The sequence below is a fragment of the Microbacterium sp. ZKA21 genome (assembly GCF_050434165.1).
Classification (GTDB): Bacteria; Actinomycetota; Actinomycetes; order Actinomycetales; family Microbacteriaceae; genus Microbacterium.
On record NZ_JBNPVV010000003.1, the window covers coordinates 408,404 to 429,711 of the forward strand.

General features: G+C 69.0%; 19 protein-coding genes. 17 read left to right on the forward strand and 2 right to left on the reverse strand.

Features of this window, described 5'->3' with window-relative positions; translation table 11 throughout:
* The first annotated feature begins 79 nt into the window (after positions 1-79).
* The 8 genes from coaBC (at position 80) to M2317_RS09330 (ending at position 6,748) form a co-directional block, all read left to right on the forward strand.
* Complete coding sequence (gene coaBC / locus M2317_RS09295; protein ID WP_429459437.1) at positions 80-1,270, forward strand: bifunctional phosphopantothenoylcysteine decarboxylase/phosphopantothenate--cysteine ligase CoaBC; 1,191 nt, start codon at positions 80-82, stop codon at positions 1,268-1,270.
* Positions 1,271-1,310: 40 nt separating this feature from the next.
* A complete protein-coding gene (locus M2317_RS09300) occupies positions 1,311-1,769 on the forward strand; it encodes a DUF1772 domain-containing protein (protein WP_429459439.1) in 459 nt (152 codons plus the stop codon).
* 80 nt (positions 1,770-1,849) lie between these two features.
* A complete protein-coding gene (locus M2317_RS09305) occupies positions 1,850-2,707 on the forward strand; it encodes an HpcH/HpaI aldolase/citrate lyase family protein (RefSeq protein WP_429459441.1) in 858 nt (285 codons plus the stop codon).
* Between the two features lie 21 nt (positions 2,708-2,728).
* Positions 2,729-3,196 carry a thioredoxin-dependent thiol peroxidase gene (gene bcp / locus M2317_RS09310; protein ID WP_429459442.1) on the forward strand — a complete coding sequence of 156 codons (468 nt, stop codon included), beginning with the start codon at positions 2,729-2,731 and terminating at the stop codon, positions 3,194-3,196.
* Positions 3,197-3,380: 184 nt separating this feature from the next.
* Positions 3,381-3,884: a 2-oxo-4-hydroxy-4-carboxy-5-ureidoimidazoline decarboxylase gene (uraD, locus tag M2317_RS09315; protein WP_429459443.1), complete on the forward strand. Its 504-nt coding sequence runs from the start codon at positions 3,381-3,383 to the stop codon at positions 3,882-3,884.
* Positions 3,881-4,222 carry a hydroxyisourate hydrolase gene (gene uraH / locus M2317_RS09320; RefSeq protein ID WP_429459445.1) on the forward strand — a complete coding sequence of 114 codons (342 nt, stop codon included), beginning with the start codon at positions 3,881-3,883 and terminating at the stop codon, positions 4,220-4,222. Before uraD ends, uraH begins: the two co-directional genes overlap by 4 nt.
* An 8-nt stretch (positions 4,223-4,230) precedes the next feature.
* Positions 4,231-5,124: a factor-independent urate hydroxylase gene (gene pucL / locus M2317_RS09325; protein WP_429459447.1), complete on the forward strand. Its 894-nt coding sequence runs from the start codon at positions 4,231-4,233 to the stop codon at positions 5,122-5,124.
* 115 nt (positions 5,125-5,239) lie between these two features.
* Entirely contained in the window at positions 5,240-6,748 is a 1,509-nt protein-coding gene (locus M2317_RS09330; protein WP_429459449.1) for a nucleobase:cation symporter-2 family protein, read from the forward strand.
* Positions 6,749-6,889: 141 nt separating this feature from the next.
* Here M2317_RS09330 and M2317_RS09335 read toward each other — a convergent pair whose 3' ends face one another.
* Positions 6,890-7,636, reverse strand: coding sequence for an SDR family oxidoreductase (locus tag M2317_RS09335; protein WP_429459451.1), 747 nt, complete (start codon positions 7,634-7,636; stop codon positions 6,890-6,892).
* Between the two features lie 53 nt (positions 7,637-7,689).
* Here M2317_RS09335 and aceE point away from each other — a divergent pair, with 53 nt between their 5' ends.
* Positions 7,690-10,389 (forward strand): pyruvate dehydrogenase (acetyl-transferring), homodimeric type, encoded by a 2,700-nt coding sequence (aceE, locus tag M2317_RS09340; protein ID WP_429459453.1) that lies wholly within the window; start codon positions 7,690-7,692, stop codon positions 10,387-10,389.
* A gap of 150 nt (positions 10,390-10,539) precedes the next feature.
* Here the strand turns inward: aceE and M2317_RS09345 are convergent, their stop codons facing one another.
* The gene (locus M2317_RS09345; RefSeq protein WP_429459455.1) at positions 10,540-11,307 is read right to left on the reverse strand and encodes an IclR family transcriptional regulator; all 768 of its coding nucleotides are present in this window, start codon (positions 11,305-11,307) and stop codon (positions 10,540-10,542) included.
* A 115-nt stretch (positions 11,308-11,422) separates the two neighbouring features.
* On the opposite strand from M2317_RS09345, the gene M2317_RS09350 reads away from it, so the two are divergent.
* The 8 genes from M2317_RS09350 (at position 11,423) to M2317_RS09385 (ending at position 21,285) form a co-directional block, all read left to right on the forward strand.
* The gene (locus M2317_RS09350) at positions 11,423-12,823 is read left to right on the forward strand and encodes an NAD-dependent malic enzyme (protein WP_429459457.1); all 1,401 of its coding nucleotides are present in this window, start codon (positions 11,423-11,425) and stop codon (positions 12,821-12,823) included.
* 5 nt (positions 12,824-12,828) lie between these two features.
* A complete protein-coding gene (gene aceB, locus M2317_RS09355; protein ID WP_429459458.1) occupies positions 12,829-14,427 on the forward strand; it encodes a malate synthase A in 1,599 nt (532 codons plus the stop codon).
* On the forward strand, positions 14,427-15,695 hold the full coding sequence (locus M2317_RS09360; protein ID WP_429459460.1) for a DUF6986 family protein: 1,269 nt from the start codon (positions 14,427-14,429) through the stop codon (positions 15,693-15,695). Before aceB ends, M2317_RS09360 begins: the two co-directional genes overlap by 1 nt.
* On the forward strand, positions 15,692-16,507 hold the full coding sequence (locus tag M2317_RS09365) for a bifunctional allantoicase/(S)-ureidoglycine aminohydrolase (protein ID WP_429459579.1): 816 nt from the start codon (positions 15,692-15,694) through the stop codon (positions 16,505-16,507). Before M2317_RS09360 ends, M2317_RS09365 begins: the two co-directional genes overlap by 4 nt.
* Positions 16,508-16,655: 148 nt before the next feature.
* Positions 16,656-17,453, forward strand: a complete 798-nt coding sequence (locus M2317_RS09370) for a hydroxypyruvate isomerase family protein (protein ID WP_429459462.1) — start codon at positions 16,656-16,658, stop codon at positions 17,451-17,453.
* A 27-nt stretch (positions 17,454-17,480) separates the two neighbouring features.
* On the forward strand, positions 17,481-18,365 hold the full coding sequence (locus M2317_RS09375) for a 2-hydroxy-3-oxopropionate reductase (RefSeq protein WP_429459464.1): 885 nt from the start codon (positions 17,481-17,483) through the stop codon (positions 18,363-18,365).
* On the forward strand, positions 18,362-20,149 hold the full coding sequence (gene gcl, locus M2317_RS09380) for a glyoxylate carboligase (protein WP_429459466.1): 1,788 nt from the start codon (positions 18,362-18,364) through the stop codon (positions 20,147-20,149). The genes M2317_RS09375 and gcl overlap by 4 nt, the downstream gene beginning before the upstream one ends.
* A 14-nt stretch (positions 20,150-20,163) precedes the next feature.
* A complete protein-coding gene (locus M2317_RS09385; RefSeq protein ID WP_429459467.1) occupies positions 20,164-21,285 on the forward strand; it encodes a glycerate kinase in 1,122 nt (373 codons plus the stop codon).
* Positions 21,286-21,308 lie beyond the last annotated feature (23 nt).

The following is a 21,308-nucleotide window of genomic DNA, read 5'->3' on the forward strand; positions in this document are numbered from 1 at the left end:
AACTATCCGCATGGTGGAAACTCTCTGTCGAGCAGGCTACCCCATCGCGATGACCGGTCGCGCTGGCAGAATCGTAGACGTGAACATCGTCGTGGCAGTGACCGGTGGCATCGCCGCCTACAAGACGGTGCACCTCGTGCGCCTGCTGGTGAAGGGCGGGCACGACGTCACCGTCGTGCCGACCGAGGACGCCCTGCGCTTCGTCGGCCTGCCGACCTGGGAGGCGATCAGCCGCAAGCCGGTCACGACCGGCGTGCACGAGGATGTCGCCCGGGTCCGTCATGTCGCCCTCGGCCAGGCAGCGGACCTCGTCATCGTGGCGCCGGCCACCGCCAACACGATCGCGAAGATGGCGGCCGGCCTCGCCGACGACCTGCTGGGAACCACTCTGCTCGCCACCACCGCACCGGTCGCGATCGCTCCCGCGATGCACACCGAGATGTGGCGGCATCCGGCGACGCAGGCGAACATCGCGACGCTGCGCTCCCGAGGGATTCGGATCGTCGGCCCCGGCGACGGCGAGTTGACCGGGGGAGACTCCGGCCCTGGTCGGATGCTGGAGCCGGAGGAGATCCTGGATGCCGTCCTCGCTCCCGCCCGCGACCTGACCGGAGTGCGCGTCGTGATCTCCGCCGGTGGCACGCGCGAACCCATCGATCCGGTGCGGTTCCTCGGCAACCGCTCCAGCGGGCGGCAAGGGGCGGCCCTCGCCGCCGAGGCCGTCGCGCGCGGCGCCGAGGTCGTCCTCGTCGCCGCGAACATCGCGCCGGATGTGCTCGCCGCCGCGCACGGCGCCACGGTCCGTCCGGTCGGCACGGCAGGGGAGCTCTCGATCGCGATGAAGGATGCCGCGGCATCCGCCGACGTGGTGATCATGGCCGCTGCCGTCGCCGACTATCGGCCGGCGCACCCGGCCGAGCACAAGCTCACCAAGGAGGACGCGCTCCTCACCAGGATCGACCTCGTCGAGAACGAGGACGTCGTGGCGGCGCTCGCCGCGTCTCGACCGGCGGGGCAGACCGTCGTCGCGTTCGCCGCCGAGACCCTCACGGATCCGGACGAGCGCCGGGCGCGCGCCCGACGCAAGCGCGAGCGCAAGGGCGCGGACCTGCTCGTCGTGAACCTCGCCGATGCCGAGCACGGATTCGAGAAGGCCGAGAACGCGGTCGAGATAATCGGCGAGGGCGGTGCCGTGGTCGGGGAGGCCTCGGGAACCAAGCGCGAGGTCGCCGCCGCGATCTGGGACCGACTCCTCGCTGCTCGCGCGTGAGCGTCGATCGGAACCACGCGAGTGTCGTAGATTGCAGGACGTGGACCTCTCAGACATCCTCGCCGTCATCGGTCTCGTTCTGCTCGCGCTCGGGGGTGGGACGTTCTGGTCGTTCTCGACCGGTGTGATGCCGGGCCTCGGCCGCACGGATGACGACATGTTCGTGTCGGCGATGAGATCGATCAACCGCGCCGTGGTGAACCCGCTGTTCCTGCTGCCGATCTTCCTGCCGCCCGTGCCGCTCGTGTGGGCGGGGCTCATCGATACGGGCAGTCCGCGCGGATGGATGCTGGTCGCTGCCGGCGTCGTCTTCTTCATCGGGGCGATCATCGTGACCGGAGCCGGGAACGTCCCCTTGAACAACGCCCTCGACGCCTCGTCGTCGCCCTCCGCCGTGTCACGAGCGGCTTTCGAGCGCCGGTGGAACGTCTTGAACGGTGTGCGCTCGGCCGCGTCCGTCGGGGCGATCGTCCTGGCTGCTGTCGCTCTCGTCGTCTGATTCCGCCCTGGTGCCACGAATTGCACTGCGTTAGACTTTTCGAATTGTAGAAGTCAACTTTCACAGGACGGAAAGTAAAGATGAACGCTCCTCTGCCGCCCCGCGTGTCGCGGGAGATCGCCCCTGAGCTGGCCCGATCGTGGCTCCTCGTCGCGGGGACCAGGCCGGACACCTTCGACGACGCGGCCGCCTCGCACGCCGACGCTGTCGTGCTCGACATCGAGGACGCCGTCGACCCGAGTCGCAAGGACGAGGCCCGGCAGGGTGTGGTCGACTGGCTCAGCACCGGCGGCAGCGCCTGGGTGCGCATCAACGACGCCGCGAGCGACTACTGGGCCGACGATATCGAGGCGCTGCGCGCCGCTCCCGGCCTCCGCGGCGTGATGCTGGCGAAGACCGAGCTCGGCGGCCAGGTCATGGATACCTTCAACCGGCTCGGCGCCAAGGTGCCCGTCGTGGCGCTCGTCGAGTCAGCCATCGGGCTCGAGAACGCGACCGAGATCGCCCGCGCGAAGGGCGCCTTCCGGCTCGCCTTCGGCAGCGGCGATTTCCGTCGTGACACCGGGATGTCCGCGGATCGCGAGGCGATGGCGTATCCCCGAGCGCGACTGGTCATCTCCAGCCGTGCCGCAGGTCTGCCCGGTCCCATCGACGGGCCGACCGTCGGCACCAGCCACCCGGTCCTCCGCGAGCAGTCCGCCATCACGGTCTCGATGGGCATGACCGGAAAGCTGTGCCTGTCGTCGGACCAGACACCCGTCGTCAACGAAGTGATCAGCCCCACCCGCACCGACGTCGAATGGGCGTACTCCTTCCTCGCGGACTTCGACGCCCGCGGACGCATCATCCGCGACGGCAGCGACCTGCCGCGTCTCGGCCGTGCGCGCAAGATCATCCAGCTCGCCGAAGCGTTCGACGTCGCCTTCATCCTGAACTGACCCTGACCCGATCGGAGCATCATGACCACTCGACTCGCCACCGGCGACATCGCCCCGGACTTCTCGCTCGCGGATGCCGACGGCGAACGCACCGCGCTCGCCGACTACCGCGGCCGGAACGTCGTCGTGTACTTCTATCCCAAGGCGGCGACGCCGGGGTGCACAACGGAGGCATGCGACTTCCGCGACAGCCTCTCCTCGCTCGACGCGGCCGGCTACGCCGTGCTCGGCATCTCGCCGGACACCGTCGACGAGATCCGCGCCTTCGCGGACGCCGAGTCGCTGACCTTCCCCCTGCTCGCCGACACGGATGCCGCGGTGGCGCGCGCCTGGGGCGTGTGGGGCGAGAAGACCGTGAACGGCCGCACGTTCGAGGGAGTCATCCGCTCGACCTTCGTGCTCGATGGCGACGGCATCGTGCAGCGCGCGGAGTACGGGGTGGATGCGGAAGGTCACGTCGCCCGGCTCCGCGCCGAACTCGGCGCCTGACGCCCGTACCGGCGGCCGGGTGCCGGACGATCTTCCCGAAAAGGGTTGACACCGTCCGGCATCCTCCGCATACTAATTACACATGCTGAAATAACAGTTCCGACATACGGAAACAGAATCCTCTCGGAAGAGAGTCCGTATAGCCTCTACACGTCGGATGCCAGTATGTGCTTGAGGATCGAAGATGTTGCTCGAGGAGTTCAACTCCAGCACCCGCGAAGCCGCTCTGGGCGTCGCGAAGCCTGCTCTGGATATCCCCCGTTGGTACGAGGCGATCATCGCCGGTCGTCCGTACGCGTCGGTCGATGCGCTGACGGAAGCCGCCATGCGGGTCGCCGCTCCGCTCACGGAAGCGGAGCTCGACGCCGCGCTGGCGCATCATCCCCGCATCGGGGAGCGCGCTCACGGCGACAGTGCCGAGGCGGCGCATGCCCGAAGCGAGCAGGCCGGTGTCCACGCGAGTGCGGCCGAGGCGCTCGCCGAAGGCAACCGGGCCTACGAAGCGAAGTTCGACCGGGTGTACCTGGTTCGCGCCGCCGGCCGTTCAGCCGACGACATCCTCGCCCTGCTGCAGGAGCGGCTGGGCAACACCCCTGAGCAGGAGCTGGTCGTCATCGACCAGCAGCTGCGCGAGATCGCGGCTCTCCGTCTCTCCGGGGCCATCGAGACAGAAGGAGCACGCGCATGAGCGTCTCTCACGTGACCACCCACATCCTGGACACATCGATCGGGCGCCCCGCGCCCGGCGTCGCCGTCATACTCGAGGCCCGAGTCGGCGATGGATGGAACGGGATCGGTACGGGCCTCACCGATGCTGACGGGCGGGTGAAAGACCTGGGTCCCGAGCGGCTGGAGAGCGGTGCATACCGACTCCGGTTCGACACGGCGGCCTACTTCGCCGGCATCGAAACGGACACCTTCTTCCCGGAGGTGGTGCTGACCTTCCTGGTCGACGCCGAGCAGGAGCACTACCACGTGCCTCTTCTGCTCAGTCCGTTCGCCTATTCCACTTACCGAGGAAGCTGAGTACGAAGATGACCGAAATCATTCTGGGCAAGAACCAGTACGGCAAGGCGGAGGTGCGCGTCGTCCGCGTGACGCGCGACACGCCCCGCCACGAGATCGAGGATCTCAACGTCACGTCGCAGCTGCGCGGCGACCTCGCCAGCGCGCACTTCGACGGCAACAACGAGCACGTCGTCCCCACCGACACGCAGAAGAACACGGTGTACGCCTTCGCCAAGGACGGCGTCGGCAGCCCTGAGGAGTTCCTGCTCCGCCTCGGCCGCCACTTCACCGGCGAGTTCGAGTGGATCACCGGCGGTCGCTGGGAGGCCGAGCAGTACACCTGGCAGCGCATCGAGGGCGACGGCGGCGAGCACGATCACTCGTTCGTCCGCGGTGGCACCGAGACCCGCACCGCCCTCGTGCAGATCGAGGGCGACGACACGGTCGTCATCGCCGGGCTGCAGGACCTCAAGGTCCTCAAGACCACGCAGAGCGGGTTCGTCGGCTACCCGAAGGACACCTACACGACCCTCCCCGAGACCGAGGACCGCATCCTCGCCACATCGGTCACCGCCAAGTGGCGCTACAACCGCAACGACATCGACTTCAACGAGGTTTACGCGGACGTCCGCAGCCGCCTGCTCGCCGGATTCTCGCGCAACTACTCCTACGCGCTGCAGCACACGCTGAAGGAGATGGCCGAGGCGGTGCTCGAGGCGCATCCCGAGATCGACGAGATCCGCTTCTCGACGCCGAACAGCCACCACTTCGTCGTCGACCTGTCGCCGTTCGGCCTGGAGAACCCCAACGAGGTCTTCTACGCTGCCGACCGCCCGTACGGACTCATCGAGGCGTCGTTCCTGCGCGAAGGCGCCGACACCGACCACTGGTCGTGGAGCGGCTCCGCCGGCTTCTGCTGACCCTCGGCTGACCAGGGGCCCGTCTCCGACGGGGCGGGCCCCGGCTGCCGCATACCCGATACCCACCCGAGAAAGCCCACCCCGAACAGCGGGTCACGGACAAGGAGGTCCTCACATGACTGCTGCACGCACAAAGACCAAGACCAGGATCAGGACGGAATCGGACCGGCCGGAGGACGAACGCCTCGGCGTCGGCACCGCCTTCATGTTCGGACTGCAGCACGTGCTGACGATGTACGGCGGCATCATCGCCCCGCCGCTCATCATCGGCGCCGCGGCGGGACTGTCCCCGACGGAGGTCGGCGTGCTGGTCGCCGCCTGCCTCTTCATGGGCGGCCTCGCGACGCTTCTGCAGACCATCGGCATCCCGTTCTTCGGATCGCAGCTGCCGCTCGTCCAGGGCGTCTCGTTCGCCGGCGTCGCCACGATGCTCGCGATCGTCAATCAGGGCGGCGGCCTGCCTGCCGTCTTCGGAGCGGTGATCGTCGCGTCGCTGATCGGCCTGGTGATCGCCCCGTTCTTCGCACAGATCGTGCGATTCTTCCCCCCGGTCGTCACGGGCACCGTCATCACCATGATCGGTCTCTCGCTGGTCCCGGTGGCAGCCCGGTGGATCACGGGCGCGAACCCCGAGTCGCCGGACTACGCCGACCCGGTCTTCGTCGGCATCGCCGGGTTCACGCTGCTCGCCATCATGGTGCTGTCGAAGCTCGGCAACTCCACGATCTCGCGCCTGTCCATCCTGCTCGCCATGGTCATCGGCACGATCTTCGCGGCCCTCATCGGACGGGCCGACTTCTCGAAGGTGTTCGAAGGACCGATCTTCGCCTTCCCGACGCCGTTCGCCTTCGGCGCCCCGACGTTCGACGCCGCCGCGATCATCTCGATGACGATCGTGGTGCTGGTGATCCTCACCGAGACGACGGCTGACATCATCGCCGTCGCCGAGATCACCGGGTCCAAGGTCGACCGCAAGCGGATCGCCGCCGGTCTCCGCGCCGACATGGTCTCCAGCGCCATCTCGCCGATCTTCAACTCGTTCACGCAGAGCGCCTTCGCCCAGAACGTCGGGCTCGTGGCAGTCACGAAGATCAAGAGCCGCTACGCCGTCGCGGCCGGCGGCGTGATCCTCATCATCCTCGGTCTGCTGCCCGTGCTCGGTCGCGTCGTCGCGGCGGTGCCGACGTCGGTGCTCGGCGGTGCGGGACTCGTGCTGTTCGGCACGGTCACGGCATCCGGCATCCGCACGCTGTCGAAGGTGAAGTACGACGGCAACATGAACCTCATCATCGTGGCGGCGTCGCTGTCCTTCGGCGTGCTGCCCGAGGTCAACCACGACATCTACATGAACTTCCCGACGTGGTTCCAGGTCATCTTCGGATCCGGCATCAGCTCGGCGGCGATCATGGCGATCACGCTGAACCTCGTCTTCAACCACTTCACGCGGGGCACCCCGGACAACCCGTCGGTGTTCGCCGCGAGCCCCGTGCGGGTCGTCAAGACCGACGTCATCCGGACCCTCCGCGAGGGGGACCGGTACGTCGACGGCACGCTGATCGACGCCAAGGGCCGCAAGATCGTCGTCATCGACGACGACGGCGAGCAGTCCGCCCCGGCGCACTGATCCTGCGCGGGGGCGGCCGCTGGTCCGCCCTCGCGTCCGGCGCGACGGTCCGTGCACCGACGCGTCAGGGGCGGACCCGTTCGGTGACACCGGGTCCGCCCTCACCCCGCTCCCGAGGAGGTTGCGATGCCCGATTCGTGCTCAGCCGCGGCCGGCGTACGGCATCCCGGATGCCGTGACCGTCAGCGATGCGACGTTCGCCTCCGCCGGAAGCTGCGCCATGAAGAGCACCGCGCGCGCGGCATCCGCGACATCGAAGGTGGGCTCAACGCGTCGCGAGCCGTCCGGCTGCAGCGCTCCGGTGTCCGCACCGAGTTCGGTCATGATCGCGGTGCGCGCATTGCCGATGTCGATCTGGCCGGCCGTGATGCCGTGGTGGCGGCCGTCGAGATCGATCGACTTCGTCAGCCCGGTGATGGCGTGCTTGCTCACCGTGTAGGCCACGGACAGCGGACGCGGCACCTGCGCCGAGATCGAGCCGTTGTTGATGATGCGCCCACCCTGCGGATGCTGCGCGATCATCGCGCGCATCGCGGCACCGGCGCACAGCAGAGCGCCGGTGACGTTCACATCCAGCACTCGCTGCCAGTCGTCGAGCGGGATCTCGGCCGCCGATGCGGACGGGCCGAAGGCGCCGGCGTTGTTGAACAGCACGTCCACCCGGCCCCACGCGGCGACGACCCGTGCGAACAGCGCCTCCACCTCGGACTCGACCGTCACATCCGTGGGCACCACGAGGGCGTCCGGATGCCCGGCCGCCGTCTCGTGCAGGGCATCCTCCCTCCGGCCTGCCAGGGCCACACGGAAGCCCTCGGCCAGCAGGGCGCGCGCGACCGCGCGCCCGATCCCGGAACCTGCTCCCGTCACGACGGCGATGCGTGTGCTCATCCTCGAGTCCTCCCGACGTTTCCCTGATCCCATCTAACAAGAAAGGCCGAACCGTGACAGACACTCGCGCCTCAGCCGCCATCGCCGACCTCGACCCGGAGGAGACCGCCGAATGGCTCGAATCCCTGGACGCCGTCATCGCGGCGCGGGGAACCGATCGCGGCGAGCACATCGTCCGCACCCTGGTGGATCGTGCCGGCATCCGCTCGGAGCCCATCGCGACCACCGACTACGTGAACACGATCCCGGCGGACGCCGAGCCGGAGTACCCCGGCGACGAGGAGCTCGAGCGCCGCTATCGCGCCTGGATGCGCTGGAACGCCGCCGTCATGGTGCACCGCGCGCAGCGCCCGGGGATCGGCGTCGGCGGGCACATCTCGACGTACGCCGGAGCCGCCACGCTCTACGAGGTCGGCTTCAACCACTTCTTCCGCGGCAAGGACCACCCGGGCGGCGGCGACCAGATCTACTTCCAGGGGCACGCGTCGCCCGGCATGTACGCCCGCGCCTTCCTGGAGGGACGTCTCGGCGAGGAGGACCTCGACGGCTTCCGCCAGGAGAAGTCCCGTGAGGGGCACGCGCTGTCGTCCTACCCGCACCCCCGACTCATGCCCGAGTTCTGGGAGTTCCCGACCGTGTCGATGGGCATCGGCCCGATGAACGCGATCTACCAGGCGCAGTCGAACCGGTACCTGCAGGGCCGCGGCCTCAAGGACACGTCCGATCAGCACGTGTGGGCGTTTCTCGGCGACGGCGAGATGGACGAGCCCGAGTCACGCGGGCTCCTGCAGCTCGCGGCCAACGACGGCCTCGACAACCTCACCTTCGTCGTCAACTGCAACCTGCAGCGCCTCGACGGACCCGTCCGCGGCAACGGCAAGATCATCCAGGAGCTCGAGGGCTTCTTCCGCGGCGCCGGCTGGAACGTGATCAAGGTCATCTGGGGGCGCGAGTGGGACGGTTTGCTCGACGACGATGCCGACGGCGCCCTCGTCGACATCATGAACACGACCGTCGACGGCGACTACCAGACGTACAAGGCCGAGTCCGGTGGCTTCATCCGGGAGAACTTCTTCGGCCGCGACCCGCGAACCCGCGCGCTGGTCGACGGCCTCACCGACGATGAGATCTGGGGTCTCAAGCGCGGTGGGCACGACTACCGCAAGGTCTTCGCCGCGTACGCGAAGTCGCTGGAGCGCAACGGCAGGCCCACCGTCATCCTGGTCAAGACCGTCAAGGGCTACGGTCTCGGCCAGCGCTTCGAGGCGCGCAACGCGACGCACCAGATGAAGAAGCTCACGCTGCAGGACCTCAAGGATTTCCGCGACCACCTGCGGGTCCCGATCTCGGATGCTCAGCTCGAAGCCGACCCGTACCAGCCGCCGTACTTCCACCCCGGTCAGGATGCCGAGGAGATCCGCTACCTGCAGGAGCGCCGCCGCGCGCTCGGCGGATACCTGCCCGAGCGGCGTCCGCACGCCTCCGGTGAGATCGCTCTGCCCGATCCGAAGGCGTACGAGGTGGCCGCGCGCGGATCAGGCAAGCAGCAGGCGGCGACCACCATGGCGTTCGTCCGCGTGCTCAATGACCTCATGCGCGATGCGGAGTTCGGCAAGCGGATCGTGCCGATCATCCCCGATGAGGCCCGCACGTTCGGGATGGACGCGTTCTTCCCGACGGCGAAGATCTACAACCCGAACGGGCAGAACTACCTCGCCGTCGACCGCGACATCGTGCTGTCGTACAAGGAGTCGACCGCGGGGCAGATCCTGCACGTCGGCATCAACGAGGCCGGCTCCATCGCCGCGTTCACGGCCGCAGGCACGTCGTATGCGACGCACGGCGAACCGTTGATCCCGGTGTACGTGTTCTATTCGATGTTCGGCTTCCAGCGCACCGGCGACTCGCTGTGGGCCGCAGCCGATCAGATGGCCCGCGGGTTCCTGATCTCGGCCACGGCCGGCCGCACCACGCTCACCGGTGAGGGGCTGCAGCACGCCGACGGGCACTCGCCGCTGCTCGCCGCGACCAATGCGGCCGTGATCACCTACGACCCGGCCTACGGCTACGAGATCGGCCACATCATGCGCGCCGGCATCGAGCGCATGTACGGACCGGGGCGCACGGATGCCGAGCGCAACGTGATCTACAACCTCATGGTCTACAACGAGCCGATCGTGCAGCCCGCCGAGCCGGAGGGCGTCGACGTGGACGGCATCCTCGGCGGCATCCATCGGATCGCCCCCGCGGCCGCACCGAAGGCGCACCTTCTGGCGTCCGGCATCGGTGCGACCTGGGCGCTCGAGGCGCAGCGGCTGCTGCGGGACGACTGGGGCGTCGAGGCCGACGTCTGGTCGGTGACGAGCTGGACCGAACTGCGCCGGGACGCGGTCGCCGCCGAGGAGGACGAGTTCCTCGGGCGCGGTGCACGTGTGCCGTTCATCCGGCGCCAGCTCGCCGATGCCCAGGGCCCGATCGTGGCCGTGAGCGACTACGCGAAGGACCTGCCGGACCAGGTTCGCCAGTTCGTGCCGAACGACTGGGCGACGCTCGGCGCCGACGGCTTCGGCTTCTCGGACACCCGCGCCGCCGCACGCCGGTTCTTCAAGATCGACGGTCCGTCGGTCGTCGTCCGCACCCTGCAGCTGCTGGCTGCCAGGGGAGAGGCGGATGCCGCGGTCCCCGCCAGGGCGGCCGAGAAGTACCGCCTGCTCGACGTGAACGCGGGCACGAGCGGGTCCGACGCGGACTAGGCGCGCCTGAGGGGTCGCGTTCGGTCGCTTCCGCGTTCAGGAGGCGACCATCTGCGACCCCTGCGCGCGGGGAGGTCGGCGCCGAGTTCGGTCACGCTAGTGGCGGGTGGGATGCTGTGCATCCCTGCTGAGATGTGACCGAACCCGGTGTCAGGCGGTGAGGTCGGCCATGATCGCCTCGGCCGCTTTCCGCAGCAGCGGGACCGCGCGCTCGCCGAAGGCCTCATCGACGCGCGAGATCGGTCCGGAGACCGAGACGGCGGTCGGCGTCGGCGCCTCGGGGACGGCCATCGAGAAGCAGCGGACGCCGATCTCCTGCTCCTGGTCGTCGATCGCGTAGCCGCGCTCGCGGATCACATCGAGCTCGGTAAGCAGATCGTCGATCGTGCCGATGCTGTGCGCGGTGGGAGTCGGCATCCCGGCGCGCAGGACGATGCCGCGTACCGTGTCGTCGGGCAGCTGGGCGAGGATCGCCTTTCCGACGCCGGTGTCGTGCAGGTGCGCGCGGCGTCCGACCTCGGTGAACATGCGCATCGAGTGCAGCGACGGCACCTGCGCGACGTAGACGACCATGTCGCCGTCGAGGACCGCCATGTTGGCGCTCTCGCCGAGCGCGTCGACGAGCCCCTTCAGCTGCGGGCGCGCGAGCGCCCCGAGCTGGCGGGACGCACCCTCGCCGATGCGGATCAGCCGCGGGCCGAGCGCGTAGCGGCGATTCGGCAGCTGGCGCGCGTAGCCGAGCGAGACCAGCGTCCGCAGCAGGCGGTGGATCGTGGGCAGCGGCAGGTCGGTGGATGCCGCCAGTTCGCTGAGCGTGACGTCACCGCCGGCATCCGTCACCAGTTCGAGCAGTTCGAAGACGCGCTCGACCGACTGCACCCCGGAACTGGCGCTCTTCGGGCTCTTGCTCTCCGCCATTGAAACCTCCCACGGTCGGAATCATTCCGTCGCCCCAACTCTATCGGTGTTGCGGATAACTTCCATAAAGTAGATAATAGAGTCCACGATACGAAAAACTCGATGAGGAGAAACCATGGCGAATCCGGGACCCGGCAACTCGATCACGTTGCGCATCGACGCGCCGTCGAACTTCAGCGTCACCAGCGAACTGGCGGCGGCGGCGGCGGGGGCGGGGGCAGCGGTCACCGCGCTCGACGTCGTCGAATCGCATCCGAAGACGATCGTCGTGGACCTGACCTGCAACACCACGGGTGAAGAGCACGCAGAACGCGTCCGCGACGCGGTCGACGCGCTCGACGGCGTCACGGTCCGCCTCGTCAGCGACCGCACCTTCCTCATGCACCTGGGCGGCAAGCTCGAGGTCGTTCCCCGTGTCCCCCTGCGCAACCGCGACGACCTGTCCCGCGCCTACACCCCGGGCGTCGCCCGCGTCTGCACGGCCATCGCCGAGGACAAGAGCAAAGCGCGCCAGCTCACCGTCAAGCGCAACACGATCGCCGTCGTCACAGACGGCACCGCCGTCCTCGGCCTCGGCGACATCGGTCCAGAGGCCGCCCTGCCGGTCATGGAGGGCAAGGCAGCGCTGTTCAAGCAGTTCGCCAATGTCGACGCCTGGCCGGTGTGCCTCGACACCAAGGACACCGAGGAGATCATCAAGATCGTCAAGGCGATCGCTCCGGTCTACGGCGGTGTGAACCTCGAGGACATCGCCGCCCCGCGCTGCTTCGAGATCGAGGCCCGCCTGCGCGAAGAGCTCGACATCCCGGTCTTCCACGACGACCAGCACGGCACCGCGATCGTGACCCTCGCCGCTCTCCGCAACGCGCTGAAGGTGGTCGGCAAGACGATCGAGGACGTGCGCATCGTCGTCTCGGGAGTCGGCGCCGCCGGCAACGCGATCGTCCAGCTGCTCCTCGCCGAGGGCGCACGCGACATCGTCGCGTGCGGCCGCGACGGCGCCATCCACGCGGGCGCCGAGTACGCCGATGCGCATCGCACCGAGCTCGCCGCCTCCACGAATCCGCGCGGATTCCAGGGCACGCTCAAGGAGGCGCTCGCAGGTGCGGACGTGTTCATCGGCGTCAGCGCACCGAACATCCTCGACGAGCACGACATCGCCGTCATGGCCGCCGAGGCGATCGTCTTCGCCATGGCCAACCCGACGCCCGAGATCGATCCGATCGCCGCCTCGAAGCATGCGGCCGTCGTCGCCACGGGACGCAGCGATTTCCCGAATCAGATCAACAACGTCCTCGCCTTCCCCGGCTTCTTCCGCGGGCTGCTCGACGCCGGAGTGTCCGACATCACCGCGCCTATGCTGGTCGCAGCCGCCGAGGCCATCGCATCCCGGGTGGGCGACGACGAGCTCAATGCGAGCTTCATCATCCCCAGCGTGTTCGATCCTCTCGTGGCCGGCGCGGTCGCCGAGGCGATCGTCCGCGTCGTCGAATCAACCGCCTCGATCAAGGAGTGACCATCGTGTCCGCCACCGTCAGCACCCCCTCCGCTCACCCCCGTGCGGCCGAGATCCTCTCGCCCGAGGCGCTCGCCTTCCTCGGCCGACTACACGAACGCTTCGCCGTCACTCGCGACCGGGTGCTCGACGAGCGTGTCGAGCACCGTGCGGCGGCCTCGGCATCCGGTCGGCTCGACTTCCTCGCCGAGACGGCCGACATCCGCGCCGGCGACTGGAAGGTCGCCGAGGCTCCGGAGGCCCTGCGCGACCGTCGCGTCGAGATCACCGGTCCGGCGACACCCGCCAAGATGGCGATCAACGCCCTCAACTCGGGTGCGAAGGTATGGCTCGCCGACCTCGAGGATGCCTCGGCGCCGACCTGGCACAACGTGATCGACGCCCAGGTCAACCTGTACGACGCCGCCCGCGGAACGCTGTCGTACTCCGCGCCGAAGGGCAAGGAGTACCGCCTGCGCGAGGATGCACCGCTCGCGGTCGTCGTGGTCCGCCCTCGTGGCTGGCACATGTCGGAGCGCCACATCTCGGTGGACGGCGGCGCATCGATCGGCGCCCTGGTCGACTTCGGCCTGCACTTCTTCCACAACGCGCAGACGCTCACGGCGTCGGGGCAGGGCCCGTTCTACTACCTGCCCAAGATGGAGAGCCGGCTCGAGGCGCGGTTGTGGAACGACGTCTTCACGTTCGCCGAGCAGGAGCTCGGCATCCCGCACGGCACGGTGCGAGCGACCATGCTCATCGAGACGATCCCCGCCGCCTTCCAGATGGAGGAGATGCTCTACGAGCTGCGCGAGCACGCGTCGGGTCTGAACGCCGGACGCTGGGACTACCTGTTCAGCGTCATCAAGTACTTCCGCGACGCGGGCGAGCGCTTCGTCCTCCCTGACCGCGCGAGCATCGTGATGACCGCGCCGTTCATGCGCGCGTACACCGAGCTGCTGGTCAGCACGTGTCACCGCCGCGGCGCCTTCGCGATGGGCGGAATGGCCGCGTTCATCCCGAACCGCAAGGACCCCGAGGTCACTGCGGCCGCGATCGACAAGGTCCGCGCCGACAAGACCCGCGAGGCGAACGACGGCTTCGACGGATCGTGGGTCGCGCACCCCGATCTCGTCCCGATCTGCCGCGAGGTGTTCGACGGGGTCCTCGGGGACAAGCCGAACCAGCTCGACCGCCTGCGCGACGACGTCTCGGTCACGGCCGAGCAGCTGCTCGACATCGCATCGGCCGGCGGAGAGGCGACCGAGGCGGGCCTTCGGACCAACCTCTACGTCGCGGTCGCGTACACGGCCGTGTGGCTCTCCGGCAACGGCGCGGTCGCCATCCACAACCTGATGGAGGATGCCGCGACGGCCGAGATCTCGCGCTCGCAGGTCTGGCAGCAGGTGCGCAATGCCACCGTGCTCGCGGACACCGGCCGCACCGTCACCCCCGAGCTCGTCGAGCAGCTGCTCGGCGAAGAGGTCGAGCGCCTCCGCGGCGAGGTCGACGCGGCATCCTTCACGGCGCACTACGAGCCGGCGGCGAAGCTCGTGCGGGACCTGTGCCTCGAGGACGAGTACGTCGACTTCCTCACCACTCCCGCGTACGAGCTGGTGGGCTGATGGCGACCCTCACCGCCGCCGACCTCGCCGCGGTCGACACGCGCCTGGCCGGCACCGACACGCTGCTGTCGACCGAGTACCCGGGCGATGACGGCACCCGTCAGCCCGTGCACACGCTGTACGTGCCGGCCGATCGGTTCGACCTCGAGCTGTCGGCGACGTTCGGGGCCGCCGCTGCGCAGGCCGTCGCGGAGGCCGGCGGCACAGTCGCGCTGGCGCACACCGTCGGCCTCGGCCACCTCGCCGAGGAGCTCGCGCCGCTCGTGGATGCGAAGCTCGCCGCCGAGCCGATTGAGGACCTCCGGTTGGACTTCGAAGACGGCTACGGCGCGCGACCGGATGCCGAGGAGGACGCGGATGCGGTCCTCGCCGCCGAGCGGGTGGCGGCCGCTGTCGCCGCCGGCGTCGCGCCGGCCTTCATCGGCATCCGATTCAAGTGCTTCGAGGAGCCGACCCGGCACCGCGGCATCCGTACCCTCGATCTGTTCCTGACCACGCTGGCGGGTGTCGGTCCTCTCCCGGACGGGCTGGTGCTGACCCTGCCCAAGGTGACGACCGTCGAGCAGGTCGAGGCGATGGTCGCCCTGTGCGAGGTGTTCGAGGAGCGCCTCGGGCTGCCGGCCGGCCGGCTGCGCTTCGAGGTGCAGATGGAGACGCCGCAGCTGATCATCGCCGCGGACGGCTCCGTGCCGGTCGCGACGCTGCTGCACCGCGCGCAGCACCGGGTCTCGGCCCTGCACTACGGCACCTACGACTACAGCGCCTCGCTGCAGATCGCGGCCGCGCACCAGTCGATGGAGCATCCGGCCGCTGACTACGCCAAGCAGGTCATGCAGGTCGCCGTCGCCGAAACCGGCGTCCGACTCTCGGACGGCTCGACCAATGTCATCCCGGTCGGCGACCCCGATCACGTGCGGGATGCCTGGAAGCTGCACGCCCGGCTCGTGCGGCGCTCGCTCGAGCGCGGCTACTACCAGGGCTGGGATCTGCACGCTGCGCAGCTGCCGACCCGGTATCTCGCCACCTACGCGTTCTACCGCGAGGGATTCGCCGCGGCGGCCCGGCGCCTTGACGCCTACCTGCACGGCGACGATGCCACGATCATGGACGAGCCGGCGACGGCTCGTGCCCTGGCGCGGTTCGTCGTCCGCGGGCTGGGGTGCGGCGCGATCACGGCGTCCGAAGCCGTCGAAGCCACCGGCGCGGAACCCGCCGAACTCATCCACCTCGCCCACCCGAAACTCGTCACCGCCGACAAGGAGGCCTGATGTCCTACTACACGCCTGCCGGAGGCCTTCCTCCGCAGTCCGATCTGCTCACCGATCGCGCGGTCGTCAAGCTCGCGTACACGTTCATCCCGAAGGGGGTGATGCGCGACATCGTCACGAGCTCCCTGCCCGGCTTCACGAACACCCGTTCGTGGATCCTCGCGCGGCCGACGCCGAGCTCGGCGACGACGTTCTCGCAGCTGATCGTCGAGATCGCCCCTGGCGGAGGCGCCGAGAAGCCCGAGCGCGAGGCGGGTGTCGAAGGCGTGGTCTTCGTGACCACCGGGCAGCTCATGCTGACGCTCGAGGGGGAGCGCCACGTGCTCACCGAGGGCGGTTACGCGTTCCTCGCGCCGGGAGCGATCTGGTCGCTCGCGAACGAATCCGGCGAGATCACGAGCTTCCACTGGATCCGCAAGGCCTACGAGTGGCTGGACGGCGTCGACGCCCCGGCATCCTTCGTCACCAGCGATCAGGAGATCGAGCCGGTCGCGATGCCGGACACCGACGGAGTCTGGGCGACCACCCGGTTCTCGGACGCCAGCGACCTGGCGCACGACATGCAGGTGAACATCGTCACGTTCAAGCCGGGCGGTTCGATCCCGTTCGCCGAGACGCACATCATGGAGCACGGCCTGTTCGTGCTGCAGGGCAAGGCCGTGTACCGGCTCAACGACGACTGGGTCGAGTGCGAGGCCGGCGACTACATGCTGCTGCGCGCGTTCTGCCCGCAGGCCTGCTACGCCGGCGGTCCGGAGGACTTCCGCTACCTGCTGTACAAGGACATGAACCGTCAGATCAAGCTCACCTGAGCTCTGCCGCTCCGTCGCGAAGGCGCCGTCCCCGTGGGGGCGGCGCCTTCGTCGTGTCGGAGGCGAGCGTTGACAGGGTCGCCACCTCGGCGTATTCTTTTCACTACTAGGAATTGTTCTTCCACAATCCGAAATCAAGGATGATCTCATGAGCTACACCGTCAACGCCTCGATCCTGCTGACCGACCTGCCGCTGCTCGAGCGCCCGGCCGCAGTCAAGGCCGCCGGCTTCGACGCGGTCGAGTTCTGGTGGCCCTGGTCCGTCGCGATCCCGGAGCAGTCCGAGATCGAAGGATTCGTCGGCGCGATTCAGGATGCCGGGGTGCAGCTGACCGGTCTCAACTTCTTCGCCGGTGACATGCCGGCCGGCGACCGGGGCCTCGTCTCGTGGGTCGGCCGCGAGGACGAGTTCCGCGCCAATGTCGACGTCGTCGTCGCGATCGGCGAGCGTCTCGGCACGAAGGCGTTCAACGCGCTGTACGGCCTGCGCCAGGAGGGCGTCTCCGCCCAGGCGCAGGACGACCTCGCGGTCGAGAACCTCGCGATCGCCGGCCGCGCCGTCGCCGAGCTGGGCGGCATCGTGCTGCTCGAACCGGTCAGCGGTGCGGACGCCTACCCCGTCAAGACCGCCGCCGACGCCCTCGCGATCATCGAGCGCGTCCGCGACGAGCAGGGTGTGGACAACATCCGCCTGCTCGCGGACTTCTACCACCTGGCCGTCAACGGAGACGACGTCGCCGCGGTCGTCGCGGGCCACGCAGCGGAGTTCGGCCACATCCAGATCGCGGACGCCCCCGGACGCGGCGAACCGGGCACCGGCGACCTGCCGCTCGCGCAGTGGATCGCCGACGCGCAGGCGGGCGGGTACGAGGGAGTCGTCGGCCTCGAGTACAAGGCCACGCAGGCCGACCCGTTCGCCTGGACCGCTGCCACCGCGCAGGCCTGACCACCACTTCCCGCAGAGGAGCAAGACATGACCAGCATCGCTTTCATCGGCCTCGGCATCATGGGACTGCCCATGGCCAAGAACCTCGTCACGGCTGGATTCGACGTGACCGGCTACAACCGCAGCCAGGAGCCGATCGACAAGCTCGTCGCCGCCGGCGGCACCGGCGCGAACAGCGTCGCCGACGCCGTGAAGGACGCCGACGTCATCATCACCATGGTGCCCGACTCCCCGGATGTCGCGGGCGTCGTGCAGGGGCCGGATGGCGTCTTCGCGAATGCCAAGGCGGGCGCGCTGTGGATCGACAACTCCTCGATCCGCCCCGATGTCGCCAAGGAACTCGCCGAGGAGGCTGTGGCCGCTGGCTTCGGCGTCGTCGACGCACCTGTCTCGGGTGGCGAGCAGGGCGCGATCGACGGCGTCCTGTCGATCATGGTCGGCGGCGCGGCCGAGCACTTCGCGGCCGCAGAGCCGGTGCTGAACGCGATCGGCAAGACCATCGTGCACGTCGGCCCTGCCGGCGCCGGCCAGACCGTCAAGGCGGCGAACCAGCTCATCGTCGCCGTCAACATCCAGGCGCTCAGCGAGGCCATCGTGTTCCTCGAGGCGTACGGCGTCGACACGGATGCTGCGCTGAAGGTTCTCGGCGGCGGACTCGCCGGCTCGAAGGTCCTCGATCAGAAGGGCCAGAAGATGCTCGACCGCGACTTCGCCCCCGGATTCCGCCTCGCCTTGCACAACAAGGACCTGGGCATCGTCACCGCCGCCGCACGACAGGCCGGCGTCACCGTTCCGCTCGGCTCGGCCGTCGCCCAGCTCGTCACCGCGCTCGTCGCGCGCGGCGATGGCGCACTCGACCACTCCGGGCTCTTCAAGCTCACCAACGAACTCTCCGGTAAGGACATCTCATGACCCGCATGCGCGCAGTGGACGCCATCGTCCAGATCCTGGTGAAGGAGGGCGCCACCGAGGCGTTCGGTCTTCCCGGCGCCGCCATCAACCCGCTGTACTCGGCGATGCGCCGTAGCGGCGGCATCCGACACACGCTCGCCCGCCACGTCGAAGGCGCATCGCACATGGCCGACGGCTACAGTCGCACCGGCGACGGCCGCATCGGCATCTGCATCGGCACCTCCGGCCCGGCCGGCACCGACATGATCACCGGCCTCTACGCCGCGATCGCCGACAGCATCCCGATGCTGTGCATCACCGGGCAGGCCCCGGTCGCCAAGCTCGACAAGGAGGACTTCCAGGCCGTCGACATCGCGTCGATCGCGAAGCCGGTCACGAAGTTCGCCAAGACCGTGCTCGAGGCGGGGCAGATCCCCGGTGCCTTCCAGACGGCGTTCCAGATCATGCGCTCAGGACGCCCCGGACCCGCGCTGCTCGATCTGCCGTTCGATGTGCAGATGACCGAGATCGAGTTCGACATCGACACCTACGAGCCCCTGCCCGTCGCGAAGCCGACGGCGACGCGTGCGCAGGCCGAGAAGGTGCTCGACATGCTCATCGCGTCGAAGCATCCCGCGATCATCGCCGGTGGCGGCATCGTGAACTCCGGCGCCTCCGCGAAGCTCGTCGAGCTCGCCGAGACCCTGGGTGTGCCCGTGTTCCCGACCCTGATGGGCTGGGGTGCTATCGGCGACGACCACCCGCTGGCCGGCGGCCTCGTCGGCATCCAGACCTCGCAGCGCTACGGCAACGCGAGCTTCCTGGAGAGCGACTTCGTGCTCGGCATCGGCAACCGGTGGGCGAACCGGCACACCGGTGGCCTGGACACCTATCGCAAGGGCCGCACGTTCGTGCACGTCGACATCGAACCCACCCAGATCGGCCGCGTGTTCGCGCCCGACTACAGTGTGGTCTCCGATGCGGGCGCCTTCATCGACGCGCTGCTCGAAGCCGCCCGCGACCGCGTCGCCGAACTGCCCGACTACAACGGCTGGGCGCAGGAGTGCCGCGACCGCAAGGCGCGGCTGCAGCGCAAGACCAACTTCGACGAGGTGCCGATGAAGCCGCACCGCGTCTACCAGGAGATGCTCTCCTCGTTCGGTCACGACACCACCTACGTCACCACGATCGGCCTCTCGCAGATCGCCGGCGCGCAGCTGCTGCACGTGTACGGCCCGCGCCAGTGGATCAACGCCGGCCAGGCCGGCCCTCTCGGCTGGACCCTGCCGGCCGCCCTCGGCGTCGTGCGCGGCAAGCCGGAGCAGCAGGTCGTCGCGCTCTCGGGCGACTACGACTTCCAGTTCATGATCGAGGAGCTCGCCGTGGGCGCGCAGCACAAGCTGCCGTACATCCACGTCGTCGTGAACAACAGCTACCTCGGTCTGATCCGCCAGTCGCAGCGTCCGTTCGAGATGGACTACGAGGTCTCCCTCGCCTTCGACAACATCAACACCCCGTACGACGCGAACAGCGTCGCCCAGGGCTACGGTGTCGACCACGTCAAGGTCGCCGAGGGGCTCGGCTGCAAGGCGATCCGCGTCGAGCGACCGGAGGATCTCGCCGCCGGATTCGCGGAGGCGGAGCGGCTGAAGAACGAGTTCCAGGTGCCGGTGGTCGTCGAGGTCATCCTCGAGCGCGTCACCAACATCGCCATGGGTGCCGATCTCGACACCATGAACGAGTTCGAGGACCTCGCGACGTCGCCCGCCGACGCTCCCGAGGCGATCTACGCGCTGCTCGACTGAGCTCGCGGCACACCATGCGCATCCTGATCGCGTCGGACAAGTTCAAAGGTTCGGCAACGGGGGGCGAAGTCGCCGAGGCGCTCGCCCGCGGCATCCGGTCGGTGATTCCGGATGCCGCGGTCGACGCGGCCCCCGTCGCCGACGGCGGCGAGGGCACCGTCGATGCCGTCGTCGCCTGCGGTTTCGAGCCGGTCGCGGTCGTCGTGACCGGACCCGTCGGGCAGCCGGTGACGGCCACGTTCGCGGTTCGAGGAGCGGAAGCCGTCATCGAGATGGCGGCCGCGAGCGGCCTCGATCAGCTGCCAGGTGGGGAGCCTGCACCGCTCACGGCGACGAGCCGTGGCACCGGTGAACTGATCGCCGCCGCCCTGGACTGGGGGTGCAACCGGATCGTGCTGGGTGTGGGCGGCAGCGCCAACACCGATGGCGGGGCGGGGATGCTGCAGGCGCTCGGCGTCTCGCTGCGTGCCGCCGACCGTCCGGTGCGCGCCGGGGGCGCGGCTCTCGCCGACCTGATCTCCGTCGACGTGTCGGGTCTGGACCCGCGCATCGCCGACGCGACGTTCGTGCTGGCCAGCGACGTCGACAATCCGCTCCTGGGAGACCGGGGGGCCGCTGCGGTGTTCGCACCGCAGAAGGGGGCGAGCGCCGACGATGTCGCCGCCCTCGAGGCGGCCCTCGCGCGCTTCTCGACACTGCTGGAGGAGCAACCGGGTGTGCGTCCCTCCGCGACGTCACCCGGCGCCGGCGCCGCCGGCGGCGTCGGCTACGCCGCGATGGCCGTGCTCGGGGCGACTCGAGAACCGGGCATCGAGGTCGTGCAGCGCCTCACCGGACTGGCGGGCCGCATCGCCGGCGCGGACCTGGTGATCACCGGCGAGGGGAGCCTCGACGATCAGAGCTTCGGCGGCAAGACCCCCATGGGAGTCGCCGCCGCCGCTCGGGCGGCCGGAGCGCCGGTGATCGCGGTGTGCGGACGCACGACCCTGAGCGCCGAACAGGCAGTTGCCGCCGGCTTCAGCGACGTGCGCGCGCTCAGCGAGCTCGAACCGGACCCGGCGAGGAGCATGGCCAACGCGGCCGACCTGCTCGTGCGGGTCGGCGCCGAGATCGGGCGCTCGCTGCAGGGGCATTGACAGCCGCGGCATCCCTCGCGCCC